Source organism: uncultured Fluviicola sp. (assembly GCF_902168135.1).
Classification (GTDB): domain Bacteria; phylum Bacteroidota; class Bacteroidia; order Flavobacteriales_D; family Crocinitomicaceae; genus Fluviicola.
This window is the reverse complement of the sequence record NZ_CABHOL010000015.1, coordinates 342,877-369,231: the sequence shown is the minus strand read 5'-3', so window position 1 is coordinate 369,231 and position 26,355 is coordinate 342,877. Positions and strand designations below refer to the sequence as shown.

Genomic DNA, 26,355 nt, shown 5'->3' with positions numbered 1-26,355 from the left:
ATGTGTTCAATCCTGCCAATTCCAAAGTTGTCAGTACCTTTGCACCTCCAAAATCGGGAAATTATGATCTCAGTAGACAGTGTAACGGTAGAATTCAGCGGGAAAGTTTTGTTCAGTGATGTTTCCTTTGTCATCAATGACACGGATAAAATTGCATTGATGGGAAAGAACGGTGCCGGGAAATCGACCTTATTGAAAATCCTTGCCGGAGTAAACAAAGCGACCAAAGGCGGTGTTTCAGCTCCCAAAGATGCCGTAATTGCTTACTTGCCTCAGCACTTGCTTACAGAAGACAATTGTACCGTTTTTGAAGAAACCAGTAAAGCATTTGCAGGTATTTTCGCCATGCGCGATGAGATTGAAGCATTGAACCAGGAATTAACAGTCCGAACGGATTATGATTCGGATGATTATATGAAGCTGATCGAACGCGTTTCCGAGCTGAGCGAGAAGTTTTACTCCATCGAAGAGATCAATTATGACGGTGAAGTAGAAAAAGTGCTCAAAGGAATGGGGTTCGAACGCGAAGATTTTACCCGGCCTACTTCTGAATTCAGCGGTGGATGGCGTATGCGTATCGAATTGGCTAAAATCCTGCTTCAAAAACCGGATTTGATTTTATTGGATGAGCCTACTAACCACATGGATATCGAATCCATTCAATGGCTCGAAGACTTTCTTGTAAACAGTGCAAAAGCAGTAGTAGTAATTTCCCACGACCGCGCTTTCGTTGATGCAATTACCAACCGCACCATTGAAGTAACCATGGGCCGTATCTACGATTACAAAGCGAAGTATTCCCATTACCTGGAATTACGCAAAGAAAGGAGAGCTCAACAGCAAAAACAATACGAAGAACAGCAAAAGTTCATTGCCGAAACAACCGAATTCATTGAGCGTTTCAAAGGAACTTATTCCAAAACACTACAGGTACAATCGCGGGTAAAAATGCTGGAAAAACTGGATATTATTGAAGTGGATGAAGTAGACAATTCTGCGCTTCGTTTGAAGTTCCCTCCTGCCCCGCGTTCCGGATCCTACCCGGTTGTGATTACAGACCTTCAAAAGAATTACGACGATCATGTTGTATTCCGGGATGTGAATGTAACGATCGAACGTGGAGAAAAAGTGGCTTTTGTAGGAAGGAACGGGGAAGGAAAATCAACGCTGGTGAAGGCCATCATGAAAGAAATCGGGTATGAAGGTAACCTGGAATTGGGCCACAATGTCCAAATCGGGTATTTTGCGCAGAACCAGGCTTCTTTGCTGGACGAAGAATTAACCATCTTTGAAACAATCGACCGCATTGCTGAAGGCGATATCCGCACGAAAATAAAAGATCTCCTGGGTGCTTTCATGTTTGGCGGGGATTCTTCCACCAAAAAGGTTAAAGTACTCTCAGGAGGAGAAAAAACACGTTTGGCACTGATCAAATTACTCCTTGAGCCAGTCAATTTGCTGATTCTCGATGAGCCTACGAACCACCTTGATATGAAAACGAAGGATATCATCAAAGATGCCCTGAATGCTTTCGACGGAACCCTTATTTTGGTTTCCCACGACCGTGATTTCCTGGACGGTTTGGTTACCAAGGTTTATGAATTCGGGAACAAGCAGGTAAAAACCCATTTCGATGATATCAACGGATTCCTGGCAACCAAGAAAATGGAGAATCTAAAAGAGATTGAAAGAAAGAATTGAAAATGTAAAATTGACAATTCAAGAAGTAAATGTTTCGCATCGACCGGCTGAAACAAATCGCAACTTTTCAATTTTTACATTATCAATTTTCAATTAATTAAAAACAGTCCGGATTATCTCCAGTGATTTCATTTTCCGCATGCCGCTTACATGGAATTGATAGTATTCCAGCCAGGCATCAATGAGTTTCACACGTTCTTCTTTTGGAATTGAAAGTGCCAGGAAATCCAATTTCTCAAATTCCAGGCTGTCCGTTAACCAATGAAGCCAGGGTTCTTCTAAATACGAAGGTAAAAAAGGCAGTTCATTCGTAAACTTTCCATCCTGCAATTCAAAATACTTTGGATTTTTGTTTTGTACTTCCGGCTGGAAACCCTCCAGTTTTGAAACCTGCGCCAAAAACCAAATCAGGTAATTACTGAGTTCTTCACTTGCATTTAGCCAATGAATCTCTGCTCCTAAGAATTGGAACAGCTTTTTATCCTGGTGATTGTCCCTTAGGCAGATCAGCATCAGCTCGGAAACAAAAAAGGCAATACTTGATTTCAACGGATTCTCCAGCAATTGATGCAAAGGTTCCAGGCTCTGCATTTCCGTCAGCTTCAATAAGCTGCTGTCGTTTCTTTTGTAATAAGTTATTTCTACCAATTCCAATGGAAAAAGGATGAGCCCTTTTTTCTTTTTAGCTCCCTGGAACAAAAAGGTTTGAAGGCCTGATTCCAGCGTAAAAAGATTCACTATTAAACTGGTTTCAGAATAGGACAGGCGCGATAAAACAATTGCTTTATCTGTTGTTTTCATCGGATTACAACTACTTTACCCACTTTTTTGCCCTTCCCCTCACTTGGAGCAGTCCAGATAAAATAAACACCGGAACTCACATCCTCACCGGTTAATCTTTTACCGTTCCAGGTTGCAGTTCCACCGTTTGAAGTTGTTTTGTATACTAAATTCCCGGCGGCATCCGTAATTTTCACGTCACTTCCGTACTTAATTCCCTGAATAGTGATGGGCCCGGAAAAATCGGGTTTTACCGGATTCGGAAAAACCTTCGTTGAAGCGTAATCAGGATCTTCATAGGTTGCATCTGTTCGGTAAGAGACCATTCCGTTATCGGTGATAATAAACAATTCCCCGGTAATGTGATTGAATTCCATGTCCAAAACGGTATTGGAAATCATCGGTGAATTCTCTTTGTTGTAGTTTGCAATCACTTCCTGACCGTCAGCAGAAACCAGGAATATTCCGGATTCAGCTGTTCCGATCCATTTCCTGTTTCCTCCGTCTATTTCAATGTCTGAGATGTAGGAATTCCCAAGAAGCATCTCCACGTTTCCGTCATAAGTAACCAAAATGCGTGACACATCGGTTGTTCCGGCAGCGGAGAAAACTCCTTCGCTATTGTACAAAACACCCAGTCCGTTATCCGTTCCGATCCAGATCTCATTGTCGAAATCGGCAGCTAAAGCCGTCACATTATCCGAAGGCATATTCCCGGATCCTTCTCCTGTCAGCATCACTTTAATGATGTCGTCTGAAGTATTTGAAATAGTTCCATTGTCCTTATATCCCATCAATCCTTTTCCATAAATCCCCACCCACTTATTGCCGTTGTAGTCGATGGCCAATTCGGAAGCAAATGCATTGGAGATTAACGAATTCGTTGACATAGCATACCAGCTTCCGTCTGCAGCACGAACTTTAAGAGGTTTCGAAGAGTAAGCATTTACAATCCACAGATTTCCGTCCTCATCGTACTCAACTCCTGTGATACAAGTCATGTTATTTCCCAAAGCAGTATTTTCCAAAATGGAATTGGAAGCCCCGTAAACATTCGTAATCTCTGAACCATTGGTTATTGTTAGTCCATTGAGACAATACCCCCCGAGGGCAACTTCATCTACATTTTTCGGATTAATTGCCGCAGTACCGATATCCCAAACGCCGCTTGACCATTGTGCCGGCTGCGTCGCATTATCGAATAAGGTCCAGTTTTCTTCATCCATTGTATAGGCTCCCGGAAGACTGAAGTTGAGCGAAACACGATCTATTGTTCCCGCCGTAACCACGATTTTTCCGTCATTTCCATTGATACTGAAGAAATCATTCTTGGGCGGTCCTTCGGTAGAAATGATCTTCGGAGTACCGAACAGATCGTATTTAACCAATCCGTTCTTATAATCGGCAATCCAGTAACTATTAGCTCCGAAAGTAACCGAGCGGATCTCAGGAGAAGGGTTTGAATAACCGGAAATACTGAAATGGATTGAGCTGTCCGGATTAAAAAGCAGGTAAGAATTCGAAAAACTCACTCCCATCTTATCGTTTACTATTTGAAAGTTTACAATTTCCATCGGGCTAAACTGGTGACCCACAAACTCCTGTAATCCTGCGGAAGTAACTCTCATGATCGAATCACCTCCATACGCCTGTTTTTTAGCCAAAACATAGATTTCATTATTTAGAATTCCACCCTTCATATAAGAAACATCCAATGCCGGCGGGGCAACGCGCGTGTCAACACTCCAGTTATTCGGATCTCCCAGAAGGGGGTTATTTGTAAAGGCCTTCACCATTCCGTCATTGTGGAGTGCGTAGATGGAATCGTTCACAAATAATACCGACTGGTAATTTTTAGGAACGCTAAAAGGATTGTAAGTGTCTTTTACCTCGTGTTTGATCGGGTCGAGTACAATAATTGCAAACCCGGTTGCGGCAAATACCCTTCCGTTTTTGGATGTAAAGCTGTTGATCCGTTTGTTTCCCGTTATCGCAGCCAGTTTCACGGCCGGAATATTTACGATACTTCCATCCGAATACAACTGATCGATATTCCCGTTATCGTACCCGATAAAAAAAGATTTTGTTCCGGCATCATAGGAAATGCAAGAAACAACAATATCCGAAAGTCCATTTTGGTCGTTGTAAATTTTAGTTTCCCCGGCCGCTTCATCGTATTCGATCACCCCGGTTTTTAGGGCTGCCATAGCAAGTCCGTCACCATAAGCCACATCAATTGCCTGTGAAGCAGCCACATGCATACGCCACTGACCAGTTCCCAATTGCGCAAATGCTGCGGAAGATAACCCTGTTAAAACCACTAAAAGAAGACTTCGCATGAAATTTGTTTTGGTGAATAAACGCATACTATTCAAAATTATTGGAAAAATCGCAAGAGAAGTGAAAAAAGGAACTAATTTTGGGGGAAGATTGTGAACTCAATCAAACTGGCTCCGTGGCGCAACCTCTTTTTTAAAGATTTTTGCACCACGAACCAAACTGGCTCCGTGGCGCAACTGTATAGCGCATCAGATTTCGGCTCTGAGGGTTGGGGGTTAGAATCCCTCCGGGGTCACGAACACAAGCCAATCCGTTAAGGGTTGGCTTTTTTTATTTCGATAACTAATGTTTATTCGACTTAAAGCAATTCAGATAAGTTAGATTTTTGTCGATACAGGTTTGAATCCTGTCAGGTTTTTTTTGCGCTTTTAAGCTAGTATCTATCAAAATCAAATGTAACTTTGCACCGTGGAATTTCTTCGTCATAGCAAAATCATGTCAGCCTTTTGGCTGTTTCTTGCCGCTATGATTTTAAATTACAGTATCGACGTTCCCGATCCACATAATGATTCGGTTGAAGAAGACCTTTCCTATAATGATATGGAGTCAGTAACCGAGTTAATCTTCGAGTACTGTTTGGGCTGGGACAATTTCGTGCCTGAGCACGATGAAGACGATCCGGACGATGATGGAGGATTTGCCAAGAAAATTGAAGTGGCTTTTGTATTACGATCAATTACCTTTGAGGTCCTTCCTGAAAGCACTATTCCAAACACGGGGCATTATTTCCGATACGCCATTACTGCACCCGAACCTCCGTTCATTACAGGAGTGCATAAACCACCGCAGGCATAAATTAAATAACGTTTAGTTCCCATTTCATTGGGACTGTAGATTGCATTTCTTCTTCCGAAGCGATGTGTTTCTCGTGTTTATTTAATTTATTCAAAAAATGTCAAAAACAATCAGTCAACTGGCAATCTTATTGCCGTTTATAATACTTTCTTGTTCTTCAAATGAAAGCAAGGAAAAACAATTGGAAGCCTTTGCTGTAGCGCATCCAGTTCAAAAAGACACCCTATTTTCAAAAGAATACGTTGCCGATATTCAAGCGGTGAGAAATGTAGAAATACGCTGTCGGGTAAAAGGATTTGTAGATAAAATTCATGTAGACGAAGGGCAATTGGTGAAAGAAGGGCAATTGTTGTTCTCCATCAGCGCACAAGAGTACACCGACGATTTACAGCGTGCCAAAGCACAATTAAAAAGTGCACAAGCTGAAATGAAGTCGCTGGAAGTGGAATTGAGAAACGTCAAAGCCTTGTTTGCCAAAAATATCATTTCAAAAACCGAAGTGGAACTGGCAGAAGCAAAACTGGATGCCGCAGAAGCGAAATGCCAGGAATCCAAATCAGATGTTTCAACGGCTCAAATGAACGTTTCGTTTACGCAAATAAAAGCACCGTTTTCAGGCTACATCAACCGCATTCCAAACAAATTGGGAAGTTTGGTAGAAGAAGGAACCATGCTCACCACTATTTCGGATAATCAGGACATTTATGCCTATTTCCGTGTGGCCGAATTCGAGTATCTAAGTTTCATGAAAACCAAAGGATTATCGAACAAAAAGGACTTGCATTTGGTGCTTGCTGATAATACGCAGCATACCGAATTGGGAGTTGTGGAGACGGTTGAAGGTGAAGTAGACAAGTCAACTGGGAACATTGCTTTCCGTGCCAAATTTACCAATCCGAAACGACTGATTAAACATGGCTCTTCGGGGAAAGTGAGTATTGATTTCGATCTGAGAAAAGCAACACTGGTTCCGATGAGTGCCACCTTCGAAGTTCAGGAAAATTACTACGTCTATGTAATTGATGCTTCCAATACGGTTCATTTAAGACGTATTTACCCGAAACTGTCTTTGAGAGACAGTTATGTGATCTCCAAAGGACTCACTACCAAAGACCGATTCTTGTTGGAAGGAATTCAACTGGTGAAGGACGGACAGAAAATCAAGACCAAACAATCTTTTAACTAGTTCGCACCATGGTATCAACATTTATAAAACGACCTCTTTTATCGGTTGTTATTTCCGTTATTATATCCCTGCTCGGAGTTCTAGCTATGGTTGCATTGCCCATGGCTCAATTTCCAAGTGTTGCCCCGCCAGAGGTCAACGTAACCATTGAGTACACAGGAGCAAACGCCGAAACCGTAACCAAAGCGGCAATTGTTCCATTGGAACGGGCAATAAACGGCGTTCCGGGGATGAAATACATGTCTTCCGATGCAGGAAACGACGGTGTTGGAGTTGTTCAAGTCATTTTCGAAGTGGGAACCGATCCCAATGAAGCTGCCGTAAACGTTCAAAACCGTGTGGCTGCAGTAATGGGGGAACTTCCCGAAGAAGTGATTAAAAACGGGGTGAAGATTGCGAAAGAAGAAAATGCTATGTTGATGTATCTGAACATCTATAGCAAAGACCCGTCGCTTTCCGAAAAGTTCCTTTACAACTACGCCGACATCAACGTACTTGCCGAATTGAAGCGTGTAAAGGGAGTTGGTTATGCCGACATTCTCGGGGCTAAGGAATATGCCATGCGCATTTGGTTAAAGCCTGATAAAATGCTGGCTTACGGCGTTTCAACAGAAGAAATCAATCAAGCATTGGACGAACAAAACGTGGAAGCTGCACCGGGAAAAATTGGTGAGAATTCGGATCGTGACAACAACTACTCGTTACAGTATGTCGTGAAATATACAGGGAAATTCAGCTCGGAAGAAGAATACCGAAACATCCCTATTAAATCTACGGAGGAAGGACATATTCTAAGAATGAAGGATATTGCAGACGTGGAATTTGGAACTACCTATTTCGATGTGGAAGCGAAACTAAATGGTCAGCCTTGTGCCTCCATTATGTTGAAGCAATTACCAGGTTCCAATGCGAGTGAAGTAATTGCAGACGTGAAAGAGAAAATGGCGGGTCTGAAAGAAAATACCTTCATTGAAGGAATGGACTATTCCATTAGCTATGATGTGAGCCGTTTCTTGGATGCTTCGGTTCATGAAGTAATTAAAACCCTGATCGAAGCATTCATTTTGGTGTCTTTGGTGGTATTCCTCTTTTTGCAGGATTTACGCTCTACTTTGATTCCTGCTTTGACCGTACCTGTTTCCCTCATTGGAACATTTTTCTTCATGCAATTAATGGGCTTCTCCCTGAACCTGATTACTCTTTTCGCATTGGTATTGGCAATCGGAATTGTGATCGATAACGCCATTGTGGTAGTTGAAGCCGTCCACTCGAAAATACAGGAAGGATTAACGCCAAGAAAGGCAACCGAATCAGCTATGCGTGAAATCACAGGTGCAATTATTGCGATCACCTTGGTGATGTCGGCGGTATTCGTTCCAACGGCGTTTATGAGCGGTCCTGTCGGGATTTTCTACAAGCAGTTTTCCTTAACAATGGCAATTGCTATTGTCTTGTCGGGAGTTACCGCTTTAACACTTACACCTGCGTTGTGTGCCATCTTGTTGAAGGCAAATCACCAACATTCGACAAAAGGTTTGTTGAACAAATTCTTTCATGGGTTCAACAAATGGTACGATGGTTTATCCAACAGATACCAACGGTTTTTAGGTGCTTTTGTAAACAGGAGGGCATTCACTTTTGGCGTATTGGTCCTTTTCTGTTTAGCTACTGGAGTTTTAGGCAAGATCTTGCCCGGCAGTTTTATCCCGAATGAAGATCAGGGAATGTTCTATGTTTCTGTTACTACTCCTTCGGGATCAACTTTGGAACGAACCAAAGAAGTAGTGAACACGATACAGGCAAATGCACAACATTTAGAAGGTGTTGAGTCTGTTTCAACTCTTTCGGGAACCAATATTTTAAGTGATGGTACAGGTGCAACTTACGGAACTGTTCTTGTGAACTTGAAGAAATGGGATGAGAGAAAAGTTTCAGTTGATGATGTCATTGAAGCTTTGACCGAAAAAACGAATTCCATTAAAACGGCGAAAATTGAAATGTTCCCACCGCCTGCTGTCCCTGGCTATGGAAATGCCAGTGGTTTTGAGTTACGCTTGTTGGATAAAACAGGAAGCAACGACTTCAAGGAAATGGAAACAACGGTGAAACAGTTTATCAAAGATTTGGAAGCACGTCCTGAAATCGGTGCTGCATTCTCCATTTTTGATGCCAGTTATCCGCAATATTTATTGAAAGTAGATTACGATAAAACGGCTCAAAAAGGAGTTACGGTAAACAATGCCATGGGAACATTACAAACCTTATTGGGAAGTGAATACGCAACCAATTTCATCCGATTCGGGCAAATGTACAAGGTGATGATCCAAGCATTGCCTGAATACCGATCGAAACCCGAAGATGTCATGAACCTGACGGTTAAAAATGATTTAGGAGAAATGGTTCCGTTGTCAGCCTTTGCATCCATTGAACGGGTGTATGGAGTGGATCAGATTACCCGATATAATATGTTCCCTTCAGCCGAGTTGAATGGTGAACCCACAGCAGGTTTCAGTAGTGGAAGCGCCATTACCGCCATTCAGGAAGTTGCGAAAACGAAATTGCCAAAAGGATATGACATTGACTGGGCAGGTATTACCCGTGATGAAGTCGCAACTGGAAACGAGGCAATGTACATTTTCATCATTTGTTTGATTTTCGTGTATTTGCTTTTGGTAGCACAGTACGAAAGTTTATTGCTTCCAATGCCTGTTATCCTATCCTTACCTACTGGAGTATTCGGAGCGTTTTTCTTCTTATGGTGCTTTGGGTTGGAAAACAACATTTATGCACAAGTTGCCATCATCATGTTGATCGGACTTTTAGGAAAAAATGCGATCCTGATTATTGAGTTTGCCAGCATGAAACACAAGCAAGGCGCAACGCCTGTTGAAGCTGCAATTGAAGCAACAAAACTGCGTTTACGTCCGATTCTCATGACCTCATTTGCCTTTGTGGTCGGATTGATCCCGCTCATGTTTGCTTCGGGAGCAGGTGCAATTGGTAACAAAACCATTGGTTCGGCGGCTGCAGGCGGAATGTTGATCGGAACCATTTTCGGTTTGGTTATTATTCCAGGCTTGTATGTTGTTTTTGCTTCCATTTCAGAACGCTTCAGCAAAAGACGGTTGAGAGAACGAAACCCATTAACAGAACAATAAAATGAAACTATATAAAAATACCATTGCGATTTTACTTCCAATAATACTGATTGCAGTAGGATGTAAATCGTTAAAAGACCCTGTGGCTCCAGATTTTGCTCCAATGCCAAGCGGATTTACTGTAGATGCAACGGATTCAAGCAATACAGGAGTTGTTACGCCCAAAGAATTGTTCAATGATCCCTTGCTAATCGACTTGATTGATACAGTTTTGGTTCACAACTTATCCTTGTTGCGTTCACAAACAACCTTGCTTCAATTGGAAGCAGATGTTTTACAAGCACGAACCAACCTGATTCCAAAGGCGGGTGCTTATGCAGGTTATTCCAATCGCAAATTCGGGTTGCAGACCATGGATGGAGCGGGAAACATCACTACTCCAATTGGTGATGGTGAATTGATTCCAATCAACCTGAACGATTTCAATTTGGGATTGCAGACTTCATGGGAAATTGATGTTTGGGGTAAACTACGTGCCCAAAAGAAGGCTGCCATGGCTCGCTTTTTAGCAGCGAAAGAATCTCAGAACATGATTAAAACATGGGTGATAGAACAAACGGTTATCAATTATTTCAATTTGGTAAGTTTAGATGAAACCAAAAAAATAATTGAGCAGAACATCGAATTGAATGCAAGTTTGGTGGATGTTTTAAAAGAACAGAAAACAGCCGGAAGAGCAAATCAATTGAGCATTCAGCAATTTGAAGCCTTGATACTGAATTACAGCAATCAGCTAATCCTTTTGGAGCAGGAAATAAATGCTTCTGAGAACGAGTTACGCAGATTGTCAGGAAAATTTGACGGAGAAATCAAACGATCTTCCTTGACTGGAAACGGTTTAGCTACGCTCAAAATTGATGCGGGATTACCATCTCAAATTATTGCGAATCGTCCGGATATTCGTCAGGCAGAACAATTGATTGTTGCTTCGAAAGCTGACATAAAAGCGGCTCGAACAGCATTCTATCCAAGTCTTTCTATCAATGGAAACATTGGTTATCAGGCGTACAAAACACGGTTTTTGTTTTCATCACCTGAATCCATTGCATATGGTTTATTCGGAAACCTGATGGCTCCGTTGATTAATCGAGGTGAATTGAAAGCAAATTTCAAACGTGCAACAGCAACCCAGTTGGATGCGTATTACGGTTATCAGGAAGCTTTGCTCACAGCATTCACAGAAGTGAACAATGCGTTGTTTGTGATAAAGAATACCGACCGAATGATCAGCAACAAAAAAGCAGAAATGGATTTGCTTCAAAGTTCGCGTGAAATTGCTGGCGACTTGTTCAATACCAACCGAGCAAGTTATGTAGAAGTTTTGTTTGCACAGCAAGCAGCGCTTTCGGCTGAACTGGAATTTATTGAATTGCAGAAAAATCAATTTACATGGAAAGTGTATCTGTATAAGTCTATTGGGGGAGGATGGAAATAATTGCTTATCGGAACTTTAGTTTCCGTTTCATAGTATTGCGCTTTCCAATGTTTCAAGTTGTAATACCCGCTCCAAATCCTCCATTAAAAAGTTAGAAGTTTCCCCGCTAGAGGTCACAAAAGAAAAAGCATCGCTATAGCGATGCTTTTTCTTTTACATCATTTTCATTTCGCTACCGCTATAGCTTGTGCCATCGCTAAAGCTATTGGCGACATGCGATTAGCGAACGCGGTCTGTTTCTCATTCCGACCGATTTTCCCAGATGCTTTTTTCTTCAGAGCGAGAACGGAGTGTGAGAGCGGGATTTGTGTTCGAAACTGAGATTTAACTTCCTTCTTTGAAGGAGGACTGAGGAGGATGACAAACTTCAATCTCCCACAAACCTTTGATTTTAATGTGCTTTTCAACTATTCCGGCAGTTCGAATACAGCTTTCAACACCAACAATCTCCATGAATTTGCTATCTTTGCGCCCATCTATGCAAACAAAAAGAACTATTTATCATTCACAGGTTACTCCACCGTGAGGAATTGATTTCTCTTCCCTAACGCCACACAATCCCATAGTTTTTATTGAGGACATAGTTCCTCATGAATGATATTTTATTCAAATGAAAAAGTACTTTAATTTATTTGACCTCAAACAAGAGGTAAATTACAAGACCGAAATCCTGGCAGGATTAACCGTTGCAATGACTATGATCCCCGAATCCCTTTCCTTTGCCTTATTGGCAGGATTTCCACCGCTTGCAGGACTTTACGGAGCATTTATCATGGGGATATTTACATCTATTTTTGGCGGAAGACCGGGATTGATTTCCGGTGGTGCAGGCGCAACCGTTATTGTTCTCATAGCCTTGATGCAATCTCATGGGCTGGAATATGTTTTTGCTGCGGTTGCACTTGCGGGAGTATTCCAAATTCTCGTTGGTCTTTTCAAACTGGCAAAGTTTATTCGTTTAGTGCCGCAGTCCGTGATGTATGGTTTTGTAAACGGTTTGGCAATCATTATTTTTCTTGCACAGATCTCACAATTTAAAACAACAGGTAAAAATTCCGAATGGATGACAGGCTCAACGCTCTGGGTTATGATGGGATTAGTTGCTTTGACAATCGGATTGGTAATCCTGATCCCGAAAATCACCAAAGCGGTTCCTGCATCACTTTTGGCAATTGTGGTGATATTCGGATTGGTATATTTCATTGGAATAGATACTAAAACCGTTGGCGACATTGCATCTGTTCAGGGAGGATTACCACCTTTCCATATTCCGCTTGTTCCGATGGAATGGAATACATTGTGGATCATCGCTCCGTATGCTGCCATCATGGCGGGAGTTGGTTTGACAGAAGGCTTGCTGACCTTGAATTTAGTAGATGAAATAACCCAAACCAAAGGAAACGGAAACCGTGAAAGTATTGCCCAGGGAGGCGCTAATATGCTGAACGGGTTCTTTTTCGGAATGGGAGGCTGCCCGATGATCGCTCAAACACTTGTTAATTTATCAGCCGGAGCAAGAGCAAGGCTTTCGGGAATTGTTTCTGCATTAACCATTCTGATCATCGTTCTTTTCGGTGCACCCGTAATTGGAAAATTACCCATTGCAGCATTAACAGGAGTGATGATCATGGTAGCAATCGGCACTTTTGAATGGACGAGTTTACGCATCTTTGGCAGAATGCCAAAAGCCGATATTATTATCATGCTCATTGTAACTTTGATTACCGTATTCATGCACAACCTGGCGTTGGCTGTTTTGATCGGGGTGATCATTTCTGCACTGGTTTTTGCATGGGAAAATGCCAAACGGATCCGGGCGCGTAAGTTTACAGACGACCAGGGCGTAAAGCATTACGAGATCTTCGGACCGTTATTCTTTGGTTCTGTTTCTGCGTTCAACGAAAAGTTTGATGTCGCAAATGATCCTCAAAAGGTTGTTGTCGATTTTTCTGAAAGCAGGGTTGCAGATATGTCGGCCATTGAAGCATTGAATGGGTTGACAGAGCGCTACCAAAAAGCGGGTAAAACGCTTCATTTGCGTCATTTAAGTGACGATTGCAGAAAACTCTTAACCAATGCCGATAAGATCATTGAAATCAACGTGATGGAAGATCCTTCTTACCAGGTAATGGAAAACGGCATATAGCTTAAGTTGCTTCCTAAAAGCTTATCGGATTTCAGATATTTTTTTGATTTTTTGTTGAACCAAAAGCATTATATCGTAATATTGCAATATAGTATTAATGCAATAAACATGGGAGCAACTAAAACGGATCACTTTTCAGAAGAGCAAAACAAACTGGCAGTCATGATGAAAGCCTTGGGGCATCCTGCGCGAATAGCAATCATGGAACACCTGATTTCGGTTGATTCTTGTATCTGTGGAGATCTTGTGAATGTATTGCCTTTAGCACAGCCAACGGTTTCACAACATTTGAAAGAGTTGAAAAATGCAGGGCTGATAAAAGGAAATATTGAAGGAACCGCAATCTGCTATTGTGTGGACAAAGATGCTATTGCCGAATTACAGAGGTATCTGGCCAATACTACTCTTCAATTGGAGCATAAAGAAAAATCATGTTGTTAAATCAAATTTTTTAAACGATGAAGTTATCTGAGATAAAAGCAATTTTGCCAACGTTAGACAACGTAGCATTTCAAACCCCCGACGGGTCATTTGTACCGGAACATTTCCATGTAACTGAGGTTGGAAGCATTCAAAAACACTTTATTGATTGCGGGGGAACAATCCGAAAGGAACAGGTGGTTAATTTCCAATTGTGGAACGCCAACGATTTCGAACACCGGCTGAAACCGGGAAAACTGTTGAAAATCATTCAGCTTTCTGAAGAGAAATTGGGGATTGAAGACAATGAAATCGAAGTAGAATACCAGGGTGATACTATCGGGAAATACGACCTTTCCTTCAATGGTGAAAATTTCGTGCTGGTTTCGAAAAACACGGCTTGTTTAGCTTCGGACGCTTGCGGAATTCCGGCAGATAAGCAAAAGTTGTCTTTGAGTGAGCTTACGCCAACAAATGAACAATCGGGTTGTTGCACACCGGGCGGAGGTTGTTGCTAAGAAAGATTCATTTCTGATGAATGAATTTGAAACAGATACTGATAACAGCGAAAAGAACTGGCTTGAATTGTCCAGGTATTTTTCGCTGTTTTCTCATTCAAACCGGTTGGCGACTTTCCTGGAAATTGCCAAACATGGTGGAAGCGTGGAAGGTTACCTTATACCCGTAAACAGTTTACATGATTCGACTATAAAAAACAATCTTGCTCTGCTCAAAAAGCATCAAATTCTTACAGGTAAACTGCGCTCAAATCAAAACCTGTTTTACCAAATCAATTACAAAGAACTCCACCGGTTCAAGGCTCAATTCGATGAGTTCTACAAACTTGCTTCGGGTGAAGTTTTCATTGAAGAACCAAAAAAAGAAACAGCAATGTACCCTCATGTAAAAAAGTACCTTGAAGAATTAATTCCTCAATTTGACAGCATTTCAGAAGAGAGGAAGGCAATCCTAAAGAAAATCGGAAGCTATATTTCCGAGAAACAACATCAAAACAAACCAGCGCATTTGGTATATATCTGCACTCACAATTCCCGAAGAAGCCATTTTGGACAGATCTGGGCAAAAGCCGCTGCAGATTTCTACGGAATCCCGAATGTTCACACGTATTCCGGAGGTACTGAAGCCACCGCTTTCAACCACAATGCAATTGAAGCGGTGAAACGCGCAGGAATGGAGGTTCAGAAGACAACTGAAACCGAAAACCCTGTTTACCACGTTTATTATGCGGACGACCGGGAGCCGAGTGTTTGTTTTTCCAAAGTATATGATGCTTCGCAAAACCCCATGTCCGAATTCGCAGCAATTATGACCTGCAGTGACGCAGAAGAAAACTGTCCGTTTATTCCGGGTGTAGAATTAAGGATCGGAACCACTTACGATGATCCGAAAGCATTTGATAACACACCGTTTCAAGAAGAAAAATACGACGAGCGCTGCAAACAAATTGCGCTCGAAACATTGTACGCATTTTCATTAATCAATTAATTATTCCTATGTCAGCAACGAATTGTGCTCCGGCAGCAGAAAGAAAAAAACTCGGATTTTTAGATCGATTTTTAACCCTATGGATTTTCCTGGCTATGGGAATTGGCATTTCAATCGGTTATTTTGTTCCGGATGCCGATGAATTTATCAACTCATTTTCAAATGGAACAACCAATTTGCCCCTGGCAATAGGCCTTATTTTGATGATGGTGCCGCCTTTAACCAAAGTGCAATTCTCGAAGATCCCAAAAGTGATGGCAAAGCCCAAACTACTTGTCGTGTCATTTTTCATCACCTGGGTTGTTGGACCGTTTCTAATGTTCAGCCTGGCGGTCTTATTCCTGAAAGATTACCCGGAATACATGACCGGACTCATCATCATTGGTTTGGCTCCCTGCATTGCCATGGTCATTGTCTGGAACGAATTGGCAGAAGGAAACCGGGAATTGGTTGCAGGATTGGTTGGGATCAACAGTTTGCTACAGGTCTTTTTCTTCAGTTTGTATGCCTATTTTTACTTGGAAATTGTTTTGCCCCTATTCGGAATTAATGCCTTGAATATTGACATTACTATTGTAGAAATCGCCAAAACTGTCGGTATTTACCTCGGAATCCCGTTTGCAATAGCAGTCATTAGCCGCTTTGCTTTGATTCGTTTAAAAGGGGAAGAATGGTTCAAAAACAAGTACCTGCCATTCATTTCTCCTATCACATTAATTGCGTTATTATTCACGATTGTGGTGATGTTTAGTCTGAAAGGTGAAATGATCATACGTATACCTATGGATGTGGTACGTGTTGCTATACCATTGGTCATTTTCTTTGCCATTATGTTCTTTCTCATGTTTTTGGTCGGAAAATGGGCAGGAGCAGATTATTCGGACAACGCGGCCTTATCTTTTACCGCTTCAGGGAACAATTTTGAACTGGCCATTGCAGTAGCCATCGGTGTTTTCGGGATTAATTCAGGTCAGGCCTTTGCAGGAGTTATCGGACCGTTGGTAGAAGTTCCTGCTTTAATCATCATGGTGCGCATTTCATTTTGGCTGAAAAAGAAACTATACCGCAAAGCTTAATTTGTGCAATCAAAAGAACCATTTGGACTCGTAAAACAGGTTTCAGCGAAGTTTTATTTTCACTTCTGATAAAAAGCACCTGATTTTTATATATTTACTACCAAATAACTTAAACACTATGAACGATTCCCGAAAAAAAGCTTTCAAAGCATTAGGCATTGATCCGAATAGAAAAACCATACTTTCCCTCGACGGTGGAGGAATCCGTGGAATTTTCACCTTGCAATTATTGAAAAAAATGGAAGAAATCGCCGGAATTCCCTGTCACGAACTTTTTGACATGGTATCGGGCACTTCAACAGGCGGTATCATTGCCGGACTTATAGCTTCCGGGAAAAGTGCTGCGGAAATCGAAGAGTTATACATCAATCTCGTTACGAAAGTCTTTAAGCGCAGGGGAATTCTCGCCAACAGAAAATTAAATCCGCCCTTATACGATAAGATAAACTACCGCCGGGCCCTTTCTGATATTCTGGGCAATACCACATTGAAAGATGTATGTGCAAAAACGGATACGGACCTTTTGATCACGGCGAAAGATGTGGCGGCCGGTGAAGAAACTTTCTTTACCTGTTTCTGCGATGAAGGAGAATACATCGGAACATACAAAGACGTGTTATTACGGGCAGTTATGGAAGCAACCATGTCGGCACCAACTTATTTCTCACCTCTTGAGCGATTTGTTGACGGTGGTACAACAACTTACAACAACCCTACGCTATCCGCAATTATGGAAGCCGTTTATTACGGCCCCGAAAAGAAATACGATCTTTCCAAACTTTGTGTGTTTAGTTTTGGTACCGGAACAACCATTGAGTTCATTGAACCAAAAGGTATCAAGAATCCGGACGGACCGGATGTCTTGTTCTGGCTGGATGTGGTGATGCGGGAATCAAGCCAGGATGCCAGTAAGATGCAAAGCAACCTCATCCGCTCCGAGATCATTCCTGAGCTTGATTTCAGAAGATTTCAAATTTCACTGGACGAAAACACCCTGGAAAAAATCCCGGATAAAAACATCTCTCAATTAAACATGGAAGCTGATTGGCTGAGTGAATTAAAAAACGAAGACCTGAAAGGGATCGAATTGGATGATGTATCTAAATTCGACCTGATGAAAGTGATCGGAGAGGCGGTTGTAGAATACATCATGAATGATCCGAAAGGTGGAAAATTCAAGAAAGACCTGGTGGACGAAAACAAAAAAGAACTTTTAGTCACTGCCTTTGGAAAAATTGACCGCATTAAAGAACAAATGAGTGATCCTGACTGGTTGGACAATTTCGAAAGTTAAGCGAAACAAACACTTCCGATCGAATTAAAACCATCATTTTTTGCGAAATAGTTATTTGTAATTGCGAGATTTGTATTAATATTGAAACACGGGAATTAGCTCATCTGGTCCTGACGACGCCCAATGGTCGTGTCAGGATGCTGATCGGAGCATCAGCACTAGAGCTAATACCAATTAGTTGAGATAACTAGAAGAAAATAAATGGGAAATTAGCTCATCTGGTCCTGACGACGCCCAGTGGTCGTGTCAGGATGCTGATCGAAGCATCAGCACTAGAGCTAATACAAATTAGTTGTGACGACTAAAAATAAATGGGAAATTAGCTCATCTGGTCCTGACGACGCCCAGTGGTCGTGTCAGGATGCTGATCGAAGCATCAGCACTAGGGCTAATACAAATTAGTTGTGACAACTAAAAAAAATAAATGGGAAATTAGCTCATCTGGCTAGAGCGCAACGCTGGCAGTGTTGAGGTGATCGGTTCGAGTCCGATATTTTCCACGAAAAAGAAAAAGCGAACTACTACCGTAATTCGCTTTTTTACTTTTTGTCTACTACGTATCTTAAAAATCAACCAATCCCTTTACTTCTTCCAACAGGCTTTCTCCCTCTTCGCCCGCTTTCTTCGTAGATTCTTTCAGTGTTTCTCCGTTGCTGAAGCTGTAAATCTGCTCAACCGCGTTTTCCAATACTTTGGTTTTCTTAGCTATTTTGGAAGCCTTCGGAACCTTATTGTTTTTCAGTAATTTATTTGTATTCACGTTTTTAATCCGGTTATATGTGAATGAACTTGCGATCTTCAACATGAAAACCTTGTCATAAACTTCTTTCAAAGCACTTTCCGAATCGTCTTTTTGCAGGTACCCGATGCATTCATCAACAAGTGCTTTATCATCTGCTGTGAGCTGTTTACTTTTCTTCAATTTATTGAGTGAAGCAATTGCTTTATCATTCTTCCCTTTCTCCAGGTAAACATATATTTCAACAGCCCAAACGGCTTCATTATCCATTTTCAATTTTTTACAATCTTTCAAAACCTGCTCAAAATCCTCCAGTGCACGTTCCTGATCAATTTCCCGTTCCATCATCAACCGGTCTATCCCCGGTACAAATGGTTCATCGCCCGGAATGCGGTATACGACTCTTCCTGATTGAATTTTCCAAGTTGCAAGGCATTGATGGTATAAGTCAAATCCAGGTTCTTGTTGTTTTTGAGCCATTCCAGGTTGTTCGAATATTCGTTTTCGGATAAATAGTAAAATCCTTTTTGCATAAACACAAACCCTCTTACAAAACGAAGCTGGCCTTTCAATTCCGAATCGGGAAGCAATTCCACATCTGTTTCTGCACATTCATACAATGCGACATCACTTCCCAAACTGCTGCTTGCCATTGCCAATACCGACAGAAAAGCATGCTCCCTTGCTTCTTGTGCTGCTTTTTCCTTTCCTTTGAAATAATGGGTACTTTTCGTTCCGTCCCAAAATTTCCGGAAGGCATCTACTACTACCGGGAACTCATCTTCGTCTGTTTGCATCACGAATTCATCCATTTGATCGTACACCTGGTACATCGCCCAATAATCCTTTACCGACAATTCATCCGCGTGATTGAGCGCCAGTATTTTTTGAACTAACTTATCGGAATCGCGCTTAAATGCTTTGAATTTTGCAGAAGTAGTATCTTCAGAAGCGTAACCCCGAACCATGAGTTTTACAAATTTGTAAGGAACCACTTTCCCTGAAACCAGGCTTTCATTTAAAGCAATTCGATCCTGTTCCAGCAATTCTTCATCTGTTTTTTCGGAAGAGCAGGCACTTAAAAGGAACAAAGTGAGGACGTAGAAAAGGTTTTTCATAGCGCGGTGTATGCGTAAGTTTAGGTGTCAAAAATGGAAAAATAAATTGAGAATCGTGTAACAGGATGAGAAACAAGCTCGATCTGTGAAATTCAACACTTTTAATCACACTTTCTATTCGAATCCGGGTAAAATGTGAATTTTAACTAACGATTACTCATTGGTTTTTACAAAAGACACATTCTCAACAACGTCGGTGCCACATACAATTCGATCCAATCATCCTACTGGCCATGGTGGGTCAAAACTCTACTCAATCTGCCATTCTCACAATTTCACTGATTCTTAACAAAGAACTTTTCCTGCAAAACTTTTGTTTTTCATACCTTTGCGGCAATTAAATGCTAAACAAACCGTTTCGAACAATTTTTGATCGTGAACTTGAACATTATACACGTTGCCGGCTCATTCGGAATCCGATTGAAACCTATTTTCGCATTCTTTTTGGTTTGCTTTATCTGTGCATCCAATGCTTCCGCACAATTTTCACGATCCGATGAATCAGTTGCCACAAGCATTTATCCCATCATGCTGAATACTAGCTGGGAAAACCAGACTTCATTTCAAACATTTCAGATCGGTGTACTCGATAGTGATACCTCGTTTTACAGCGCTCTTCGAAAAAAATACGACGGCATTTCGCTGAAAGGAAAAAAGGTAAGTGTTGTCCACTTCAAAAGTTTGGATGCCATAGGTGCAACACAGGTTCTTTGCGTAGACAAAAAATTCAACAAGAAAATTGAGAAAGTTGCGAAAGCTATCGCCGGAAATCACACGCTCTTAATCACAAACTCCTGCAAGGATGAAGATTACGTGATGGTTAACTTTAACGGGCGCTTGAAAAAAGACGATTTCACGGTCAACCAGGCAAATATGGAAAGTGCCGGGTTGAAATTGACCAATCAGTTCGAACAATACATGGAAGGAACGGTTGCCTGGGAAGAACTACTCAATGAGTCGACCGAAAAACTGGAAAAGGAGCGTGAAAAAGTTGCCGCCAAGGAGGAAACGATCAAAAATCAGAAGGCTAAGATCAACTACCAGAAAATGACCCTGCAGGAAAAGGTCAAAATGCTGGATGAACAGGGAACTATTCTGGAAGAACAGGCGCAAAAACTGGAGGATCAATCGCAGGCTATTTCTGACCAGGAAGACATCCTGTTCGAGCAGAAGCGAAATATTGAATTGCAAAAAGGACAGATTAACGAGCAATTGCAAAAACTCGGCATGCAGCGGGTTATCCTGATCATGGGATTGGTTGTTCTGATCCTGATCCTGGGAATTTCCTATATTTTGTACCGCAGCTCGGTTCACCGTAAAAAATCTATCCAGGAACTTTCGGAACAGCACGCTATTGTCAGTTCACAGAAAGACCAGATCGAAAAGATCCTGTATGAATTGACGGACAGTATCCGTTATGCTTTACGCATCCAAAATGCGGTTTTACCCAATGAACAAACCATTCGCGGAACAATTCCCGGGGATTTCTTCGTAATGTACAAACCCAAGGATATTGTCAGCGGGGATTTCTTCTTCGTAGACCGCCGGGGCGACTGGACACTGGTTGCAGTAGCAGATTGTACCGGACATGGTGTTCCGGGAGCATTTGTAAGCATGTTGTGTATCAGTTTGCTGAATGAGATCGTGAAACAGCAGGAAATTACACGTGCAGATATCATTTTGAATGAGCTGCGCGACAAAGTAATCGATTCTCTACAGCAAAAAGGAATCCAGGGCGAACAAATGGACGGAATGGATATTTCCCTGCTTCTGATCAACAACAAAACCTACAAATGTCATTGGTCCGGAGCAAATAATCCGCTGTACATTGTTTCTTCGAAAAGCAAGAAACTGGAGGAATTAAAGCCCGATAAGCGTCCGATCGCTATCTACCCGGATATGAGTGAATTCACGAACCACGAAATGGTAGCCAATAAGGGAGATATCTTCTACTTGTTCACAGATGGTTATTCGGATCAGTTTGGCGGTGAAAGAGGAAAGAAATTCATGAGCCGCAACTTCAAGAACCTGCTTGCTGAAAATGCTCACAAACCGATGAATGAGCAGGGCAAAATCCTGGATACAACAATCGAGGAATGGAAATCTGCTTATGGCGAAGGGTTGGAGCAGGTGGACGATATTACGGTGTTGGGGATTAGGATTGGATAATCATGACACGAGTTCGAAACTCGCATCAACTAAATGGATTGTAATTCGTATAAGCCGTAATTATTGCACGGGAATTTTATAAAGTCCGGCTTTTCCCAAAATCAGTTCGTTTTTATGATTGACTGAAAAGATTAAATCCACTGATGTTTCTTCTATACGAATTGTCAATTGGTCATGCATAGTCAGTTCACCATAAAAACTCCATGCTATTCCTTTTTTATTAAGTCTCTTGATGGTCTTTTTGAACTTGGGGGAAAGAAACCCTTTTTCGAATGATTTGAGGACAATAAAATGGAGTTTATTATTGATAAAAGTAAACTCTGTTTGCTCTTCATCCGAATAGATTTCTGTGTCACCTTGCGATAGGTTGTGAAACGCATCTTTGATCGTATTCTTGAACTTATCAATGGTATCTCCGATTGAAAGTCCATCATATGTTCCTTTGAGTAATAATTCAAGGTCTTTTTTCATTACTCCTATTTACAATAGTTAAACAAGTAAGTTCTGAAGGATTCTACTCCTTATCAAAGATGCCTGCTGGATTTTCTCTTCTGCTTCATCCTTTGAACTATGAAAACAAGTAATGCCGCTATGGAAAGAATCTGCCCGGAAAAGTATACCAGTTTAGCATAGGGCCAATGCATCATCCTGAACTGTAGTCCGGCAAATATCAACAGAATCCCAAGACCGAAAATAATGATTTTGTACATCCAGTAAGAATAATTAAATCTTCTTCTTATGCAGATCGTAAACGATTCCGTCCGACAATCCGATCTTGGGAACGTACATTTCCTTGCATTTAAGCGCATTCATACAGAAACGGAAGATTTCCAGTGCCGGAACGATTACATCGGCTCTATCGGGCTTTAACTGGAACAAATCCATGCGCTGACCGACGCTTAAGGGTTCCAGTTCGGCATACAATTGGTTCATGGCCCTCAAAGTAACCGGAGCTTTTTCTTTAAAACCGAGAATTTTGTGAATCTTATTGATATTTCCTCCGGTTGCATAGACCGCGTGCGGATTATCTTCCACGTGTTCCTTGATCCAGTCTTTGAGTTCCCGCCAGTCTTTCTTGTCAACCTTGTTCTTGAGCATACGAACCGTGCCGATATCAAAGCTTTTTGCCGCTACGCGTTTTCCATGCTCAAAGACGTTAATCTCGGTAGATCCTCCACCTACATCAATGACTAAATAAGATTCGGAACGGGCAATATCAAGTAAGGCAAAAGTACCGAAGATCAATCGCGCTTCTTCGTCACCGGAAATGATCTCGATTTCGATACCCGTATTTCGTTTGATCTGCTGTATAACTTCCATCCCATTACTGGCATCCCGCATCGCACTGGTAGCACATGCCCGGATTGCAGCAACATCAAAAATATCCGCAATCAGGCTGAAAGCTTTCATTGTCTTAATGAAATCTTCTGCTTTTTGCACGCTGATCTCACCGGAATCGAACACTTCTCCCCCTAAACGAAGCGGAAGACGCGTGTAAGAAATTTTCTTGACATAAGGATGCCCGTTTTCTTTGGCGATCTCACCTATTAACAATCGAGCTGCATTCGATCCGATATCTATGGCTGCGTACTTTTTTGGCATTAAAACCGAAATTAGTAAAAAAACCACAAAGATCACCAGGGACACGAAGGAATGGTTTGATGAGCTTATAAAGGATAGTGGATTTCGCAGGCTCAGTTAATAAAAAAATGCCGTTCGTCGATTGGCGAACGGCATTCCAACTATCATTCAGTTATTTATTTTACAATCACTTTTTCAACAAGGCTTCCCTGAGCATTGTTAAAGTGAAGGAAGTAGATTCCTTTTGCCAGGTGAGAAACCTCCAATTGTGTTTCAGTATTCATCGCTAAAGAAGATAACGGATAAACCATTTTTCCATCCTCGGATACCATGGAGAAATTCACGTCTTTTCCTGCCTTGATTACTACTACTGAACTTGCAGGATTTGGATAGATTTCCAACCCGAAATCAGCCATTTCTTCAATTCCGGCACAATCTTCCACATTAATTGACTGGGAAACTGCATCCGAACACCCGTTCTCAGTCACCGTGTACGTAATTGTCTGGATTCCTGCTCCTGCAGTTGCCGGGCTGAAGTTTCCTCCCGAAACACCTGTTCCGCTATACGTTCCGCCAGCAGGTAAACCACCCGTTAAACCAAATGACGGATCCTGCAAACATACATCTGTAAATGCTGCAAGGCTTGCTGTTGGCGCTGCGTTCAAGGTAAATGTAGAAGTTGCAGATCCTGAACATCCGTTTCCATCTGTATAATTATATGTCAAAGTAATTGAACCTGCTGTCAAGCCAGCCGGGTCAAAAGTGGAACCGGAAACTCCCGTTGAACCGGAGAAAGTTCCTCCCGCAGGAGATGCAGTCAATGCTACCGGACTTTCATTATCACATACATTGCCAACTGGTGTAAATGTTACAGTTGGGTTCGGATTGAACACTACCGTTGCAGCACCTGTTCCTGTTGCAGAACATCCACCCATTGTTACATTCGTAACGGTAAATGTTCCGTTTGCAGTAGCACTTACCGTATAAGGTGAAGCTGTGATCCCGTTAACTGTTGTTGGAGTTGTACCGTCCGTATAAGTCACATCCCAAGGACCAGCGCCGGTTAGTGCAATAGTTACATCAATAGAACCTGTTCCACATTGTGTACCACCACCGGAAACGGCAGCTGTCGGTGCTGCAGCAATGGTAACACTAAATGTTTGAGCATCCGCCGGACATGATCCGTTCGCAGCAATTGAGTTTGTTACCGTATACACTCCGGCAGTACTAGAAGCCAGGTTAATCTCTCCTGTAGAAGAATTGATTACCAATCCTGCTGTAGAGCTGAATGCTCCTGCGCTTGCTCCTGCACCGTATACCGGGCTTGGGTTCGTTCCGTTCGTACAATAGCTTGGCATTGCGTAGCTAAATGTTGCATCAGGAGCCCCTGAAATAACTATAGTTTGCGTATTTGTATTCGGACAAGCTCCGGAAGTTGTATAAGTTACTGTATAACTTCCTGAAGTACTGTTTGCTACATCAATTTCTCCGGTCGCAGTGCTTACAAAAGTTAATCCTGCAGGAGTAGATGAGAATGTTCCGGCAACCGATGTTGTAGGCGTTTGGTTCGGAGATGCGTCGCAAATAGAATTGGTCGGGTAATTATAGGAAGCATTATCCAACGCATTCACCGTAATAGTTTGCCCTGCAGATGCCGGAGAAGTACAACCCAAAGCTGTAGCAGTAACCGTATATGTTCCGGCAGTGTTCACCGTAATGGATTGAGTGGTTGCTCCGTTTGACCAGGTATTTCCAGTAGCGGCAGACGAAGTAAGCACTACGTTTCCTCCGGAACAGAAAGTCGTCGGTCCACCAGGTGTAACTGTCGGTGCTGCCGGAGCCGGATTAACCGTAATTGTTTGTACCGTGTTATCCACACAGCTATTAAAAAATCCTCCGATTGTAATTAACATAACATCGTATGTTCCTGCTGCAGGATGCGTATACGTAGTAGTACCATTCCAAACTACAGCGCTGTTATCCATATCATAAACGAATGTGGAATCTGTTGCAGCTACTCCGAAATAGGACATAAACGTATTGTAGTTCGACATTCTATTACCTAAAACAGACATCGGAGTGGTTCCATTCGTATAAGTAACCGGTGTACCCTGGCAAACCGTAGTTGCAGATGGTGTGAATTGTGTATTGATTGTATAATTCACAATGGGCCCTGCCAACAATTCAAAATTGTATGGTCCGGGAGGAATTGTTGAACCATTTCCGGGGAAATTCGTTGCATCATTTGTCAATACCGGAATACTAACATAAGCATTAGCAGAATTCGGGTAATAGGATGATTTATAACGTAAGAAGTCTTCATCGTAAGTTTGTCCAAAAGCAAGATCCGTTACATAGAAATTTAGAATCCCTGTACTCGGTGTAAGAACTATCGCATAATTTCCGGTTACGGTAAGCGGTGTAGAAAAATTAACATAGCGATAAGCATAATCTGCATTCGTATTCGTGTAAGCTCCCGTAATCGTAATATTACCGCTCCCTACCAATGTTGTTGGTACATTTGAAGCATCCACATTATAAATAGCAGCATTTACCGTAACATCGGTAGCTGAACCTTTTGCACCGAAAAACTCAATTCCATTGATTGTTAAATTTCCTGAGTTTAAATAAGTTTGAGAAACCACTTCATTATCTGAAGCATAAGCGTTAAATGAATAAAAATTATCCGTTCCCAAAATCTGTTCTTTAGCTTGTGGATAACGCAAAGTATCCTGACAAACCAAGGTTTTAACCAATGAAGGTTGAGAAGAAACAGGGGCTTGTTTGAGTTGGGGATTTAGAACATGATTTAAACCCATTTTAAGGCCTTGCTGCGCAAAACACAAAGTACTTCCCGCTATAAGCGAGAAAACCAGTAATGATTTTTTCATAGTAAGTTAATAAAATTAAT

General features: G+C 41.8%; 19 protein-coding genes and 2 tRNA genes. 14 read left to right on the top strand and 7 right to left on the bottom strand.

Translation table 11 applies throughout. The features are described from left to right. Window positions 1-63: 63 nt before the first annotated feature. Window positions 64-1,701 (top strand): ABC-F family ATP-binding cassette domain-containing protein, encoded by a 1,638-nt coding sequence (locus QZT69_RS04635; RefSeq protein WP_294670989.1) that lies wholly within the window; start codon window positions 64-66, stop codon window positions 1,699-1,701. Between the two features lie 93 nt (window positions 1,702-1,794). On the opposite strand, the gene recO is transcribed toward QZT69_RS04635, so the two are convergent. Next, window positions 1,795-2,502 carry a DNA repair protein RecO gene (gene recO / locus QZT69_RS04630; RefSeq protein WP_294670986.1) on the bottom strand — a complete coding sequence of 236 codons (708 nt, stop codon included), beginning with the start codon at window positions 2,500-2,502 and terminating at the stop codon, window positions 1,795-1,797. Next, window positions 2,499-4,820 carry a two-component regulator propeller domain-containing protein gene (locus tag QZT69_RS04625; RefSeq protein WP_294670984.1) on the bottom strand — a complete coding sequence of 774 codons (2,322 nt, stop codon included), beginning with the start codon at window positions 4,818-4,820 and terminating at the stop codon, window positions 2,499-2,501. The genes recO and QZT69_RS04625 overlap by 4 nt, the downstream gene beginning before the upstream one ends. A gap of 162 nt (window positions 4,821-4,982) precedes the next feature. On the opposite strand from QZT69_RS04625, the gene QZT69_RS04620 reads away from it, so the two are divergent. The 12 genes from QZT69_RS04620 to QZT69_RS04565 all read left to right on the top strand — a co-directional run bounded on the left by QZT69_RS04620 (window position 4,983) and on the right by QZT69_RS04565 (window position 18,337). After that, window positions 4,983-5,056: transfer RNA gene (locus tag QZT69_RS04620), tRNA-Arg, on the top strand. A 200-nt stretch (window positions 5,057-5,256) separates the two neighbouring features. After that, window positions 5,257-5,616, top strand: a complete 360-nt coding sequence (locus QZT69_RS04615) for a hypothetical protein (RefSeq protein ID WP_294670981.1) — start codon at window positions 5,257-5,259, stop codon at window positions 5,614-5,616. Window positions 5,617-5,713: 97 nt separating this feature from the next. Next, the gene (locus tag QZT69_RS04610) at window positions 5,714-6,802 is read left to right on the top strand and encodes an efflux RND transporter periplasmic adaptor subunit (protein WP_294670979.1); all 1,089 of its coding nucleotides are present in this window, start codon (window positions 5,714-5,716) and stop codon (window positions 6,800-6,802) included. Window positions 6,803-6,810: 8 nt separating this feature from the next. Next, on the top strand, window positions 6,811-9,960 hold the full coding sequence (locus tag QZT69_RS04605; protein WP_294670976.1) for an efflux RND transporter permease subunit: 3,150 nt from the start codon (window positions 6,811-6,813) through the stop codon (window positions 9,958-9,960). Window position 9,961: 1 nt separating this feature from the next. After that, complete coding sequence (locus QZT69_RS04600; RefSeq protein ID WP_294670973.1) at window positions 9,962-11,395, top strand: TolC family protein; 1,434 nt, start codon at window positions 9,962-9,964, stop codon at window positions 11,393-11,395. Between the two features lie 610 nt (window positions 11,396-12,005). Further along, window positions 12,006-13,541, top strand: coding sequence for a SulP family inorganic anion transporter (locus QZT69_RS04595; protein WP_294670970.1), 1,536 nt, complete (start codon window positions 12,006-12,008; stop codon window positions 13,539-13,541). Window positions 13,542-13,649: 108 nt separating this feature from the next. Beyond that, complete coding sequence (locus QZT69_RS04590) at window positions 13,650-13,982, top strand: helix-turn-helix transcriptional regulator (protein ID WP_294670968.1); 333 nt, start codon at window positions 13,650-13,652, stop codon at window positions 13,980-13,982. A gap of 17 nt (window positions 13,983-13,999) precedes the next feature. Next, window positions 14,000-14,479 (top strand): DUF6428 family protein, encoded by a 480-nt coding sequence (locus QZT69_RS04585; protein WP_294670966.1) that lies wholly within the window; start codon window positions 14,000-14,002, stop codon window positions 14,477-14,479. Next, complete coding sequence (locus tag QZT69_RS04580; RefSeq protein WP_294670963.1) at window positions 14,436-15,467, top strand: hypothetical protein; 1,032 nt, start codon at window positions 14,436-14,438, stop codon at window positions 15,465-15,467. The genes QZT69_RS04585 and QZT69_RS04580 overlap by 44 nt, the downstream gene beginning before the upstream one ends. An 8-nt stretch (window positions 15,468-15,475) precedes the next feature. Beyond that, window positions 15,476-16,543, top strand: coding sequence for an ACR3 family arsenite efflux transporter (gene arsB, locus QZT69_RS04575; RefSeq protein ID WP_294670958.1), 1,068 nt, complete (start codon window positions 15,476-15,478; stop codon window positions 16,541-16,543). Window positions 16,544-16,661: 118 nt separating this feature from the next. After that, a complete protein-coding gene (locus QZT69_RS04570) occupies window positions 16,662-17,837 on the top strand; it encodes a patatin-like phospholipase family protein (RefSeq protein ID WP_294670955.1) in 1,176 nt (391 codons plus the stop codon). Between the two features lie 426 nt (window positions 17,838-18,263). Beyond that, window positions 18,264-18,337, top strand: a tRNA-Ala gene (locus tag QZT69_RS04565). A gap of 62 nt (window positions 18,338-18,399) precedes the next feature. Here the strand turns inward: QZT69_RS04565 and QZT69_RS04560 are convergent. Together QZT69_RS04560 and QZT69_RS04555 are read right to left on the bottom strand one after the other, a co-directional pair. Further along, window positions 18,400-18,921: a hypothetical protein gene (locus tag QZT69_RS04560; protein WP_294670952.1), complete on the bottom strand. Its 522-nt coding sequence runs from the start codon at window positions 18,919-18,921 to the stop codon at window positions 18,400-18,402. Window positions 18,922-18,932: 11 nt separating this feature from the next. Next, window positions 18,933-19,694, bottom strand: a complete 762-nt coding sequence (locus QZT69_RS04555) for a hypothetical protein (protein ID WP_294670949.1) — start codon at window positions 19,692-19,694, stop codon at window positions 18,933-18,935. Between the two features lie 375 nt (window positions 19,695-20,069). Here QZT69_RS04555 and QZT69_RS04550 point away from each other — a divergent pair, with 375 nt between their 5' ends. Then, on the top strand, window positions 20,070-21,863 hold the full coding sequence (locus QZT69_RS04550; RefSeq protein ID WP_294670946.1) for a YfiR/HmsC family protein: 1,794 nt from the start codon (window positions 20,070-20,072) through the stop codon (window positions 21,861-21,863). Between the two features lie 60 nt (window positions 21,864-21,923). Here QZT69_RS04550 and QZT69_RS04545 read toward each other — a convergent pair whose 3' ends face one another. The 3 genes from QZT69_RS04545 to QZT69_RS04535 form a co-directional block, all read right to left on the bottom strand. Continuing rightward, window positions 21,924-22,334 carry a hypothetical protein gene (locus tag QZT69_RS04545; RefSeq protein WP_294670943.1) on the bottom strand — a complete coding sequence of 137 codons (411 nt, stop codon included), beginning with the start codon at window positions 22,332-22,334 and terminating at the stop codon, window positions 21,924-21,926. A gap of 252 nt (window positions 22,335-22,586) precedes the next feature. Beyond that, window positions 22,587-23,465 carry a Ppx/GppA phosphatase family protein gene (locus QZT69_RS04540; RefSeq protein WP_294670940.1) on the bottom strand — a complete coding sequence of 293 codons (879 nt, stop codon included), beginning with the start codon at window positions 23,463-23,465 and terminating at the stop codon, window positions 22,587-22,589. Window positions 23,466-23,620: 155 nt separating this feature from the next. Beyond that, a complete protein-coding gene (locus tag QZT69_RS04535) occupies window positions 23,621-26,335 on the bottom strand; it encodes a T9SS type A sorting domain-containing protein (RefSeq protein WP_294670938.1) in 2,715 nt (904 codons plus the stop codon). Window positions 26,336-26,355 lie beyond the last annotated feature (20 nt).

Coding starts and splice junctions, on each gene's coding strand:
- QZT69_RS04580 (WP_294670963.1), top strand. CDS start 14,436: ATGAACAATCGGGTTGTTGCACACCGGGCGGAGGTTGTTGCTAAGAAA.
- QZT69_RS04605 (WP_294670976.1), top strand. CDS start 6,811: ATGGTATCAACATTTATAAAACGACCTCTTTTATCGGTTGTTATTTCC.
- QZT69_RS04610 (WP_294670979.1), top strand. CDS start 5,714: ATGTCAAAAACAATCAGTCAACTGGCAATCTTATTGCCGTTTATAATA.
- QZT69_RS04595 (WP_294670970.1), top strand. CDS start 12,006: ATGAAAAAGTACTTTAATTTATTTGACCTCAAACAAGAGGTAAATTAC.
- QZT69_RS04600 (WP_294670973.1), top strand. CDS start 9,962: ATGAAACTATATAAAAATACCATTGCGATTTTACTTCCAATAATACTG.
- QZT69_RS04625 (WP_294670984.1), bottom strand. CDS start 4,820: ATGCGAAGTCTTCTTTTAGTGGTTTTAACAGGGTTATCTTCCGCAGCA.
- QZT69_RS04585 (WP_294670966.1), top strand. CDS start 14,000: ATGAAGTTATCTGAGATAAAAGCAATTTTGCCAACGTTAGACAACGTA.
- QZT69_RS04535 (WP_294670938.1), bottom strand. CDS start 26,335: ATGAAAAAATCATTACTGGTTTTCTCGCTTATAGCGGGAAGTACTTTG.
- QZT69_RS04615 (WP_294670981.1), top strand. CDS start 5,257: ATGTCAGCCTTTTGGCTGTTTCTTGCCGCTATGATTTTAAATTACAGT.
- QZT69_RS04560 (WP_294670952.1), bottom strand. CDS start 18,921: ATGGAACGGGAAATTGATCAGGAACGTGCACTGGAGGATTTTGAGCAG.
- QZT69_RS04570 (WP_294670955.1), top strand. CDS start 16,662: ATGAACGATTCCCGAAAAAAAGCTTTCAAAGCATTAGGCATTGATCCG.
- QZT69_RS04545 (WP_294670943.1), bottom strand. CDS start 22,334: ATGAAAAAAGACCTTGAATTATTACTCAAAGGAACATATGATGGACTT.
- arsB (WP_294670958.1), top strand. CDS start 15,476: ATGTCAGCAACGAATTGTGCTCCGGCAGCAGAAAGAAAAAAACTCGGA.
- recO (WP_294670986.1), bottom strand. CDS start 2,502: ATGAAAACAACAGATAAAGCAATTGTTTTATCGCGCCTGTCCTATTCT.
- QZT69_RS04540 (WP_294670940.1), bottom strand. CDS start 23,465: ATGCCAAAAAAGTACGCAGCCATAGATATCGGATCGAATGCAGCTCGA.
- QZT69_RS04590 (WP_294670968.1), top strand. CDS start 13,650: ATGGGAGCAACTAAAACGGATCACTTTTCAGAAGAGCAAAACAAACTG.
- QZT69_RS04635 (WP_294670989.1), top strand. CDS start 64: ATGATCTCAGTAGACAGTGTAACGGTAGAATTCAGCGGGAAAGTTTTG.
- QZT69_RS04555 (WP_294670949.1), bottom strand. CDS start 19,694: ATGAAAAACCTTTTCTACGTCCTCACTTTGTTCCTTTTAAGTGCCTGC.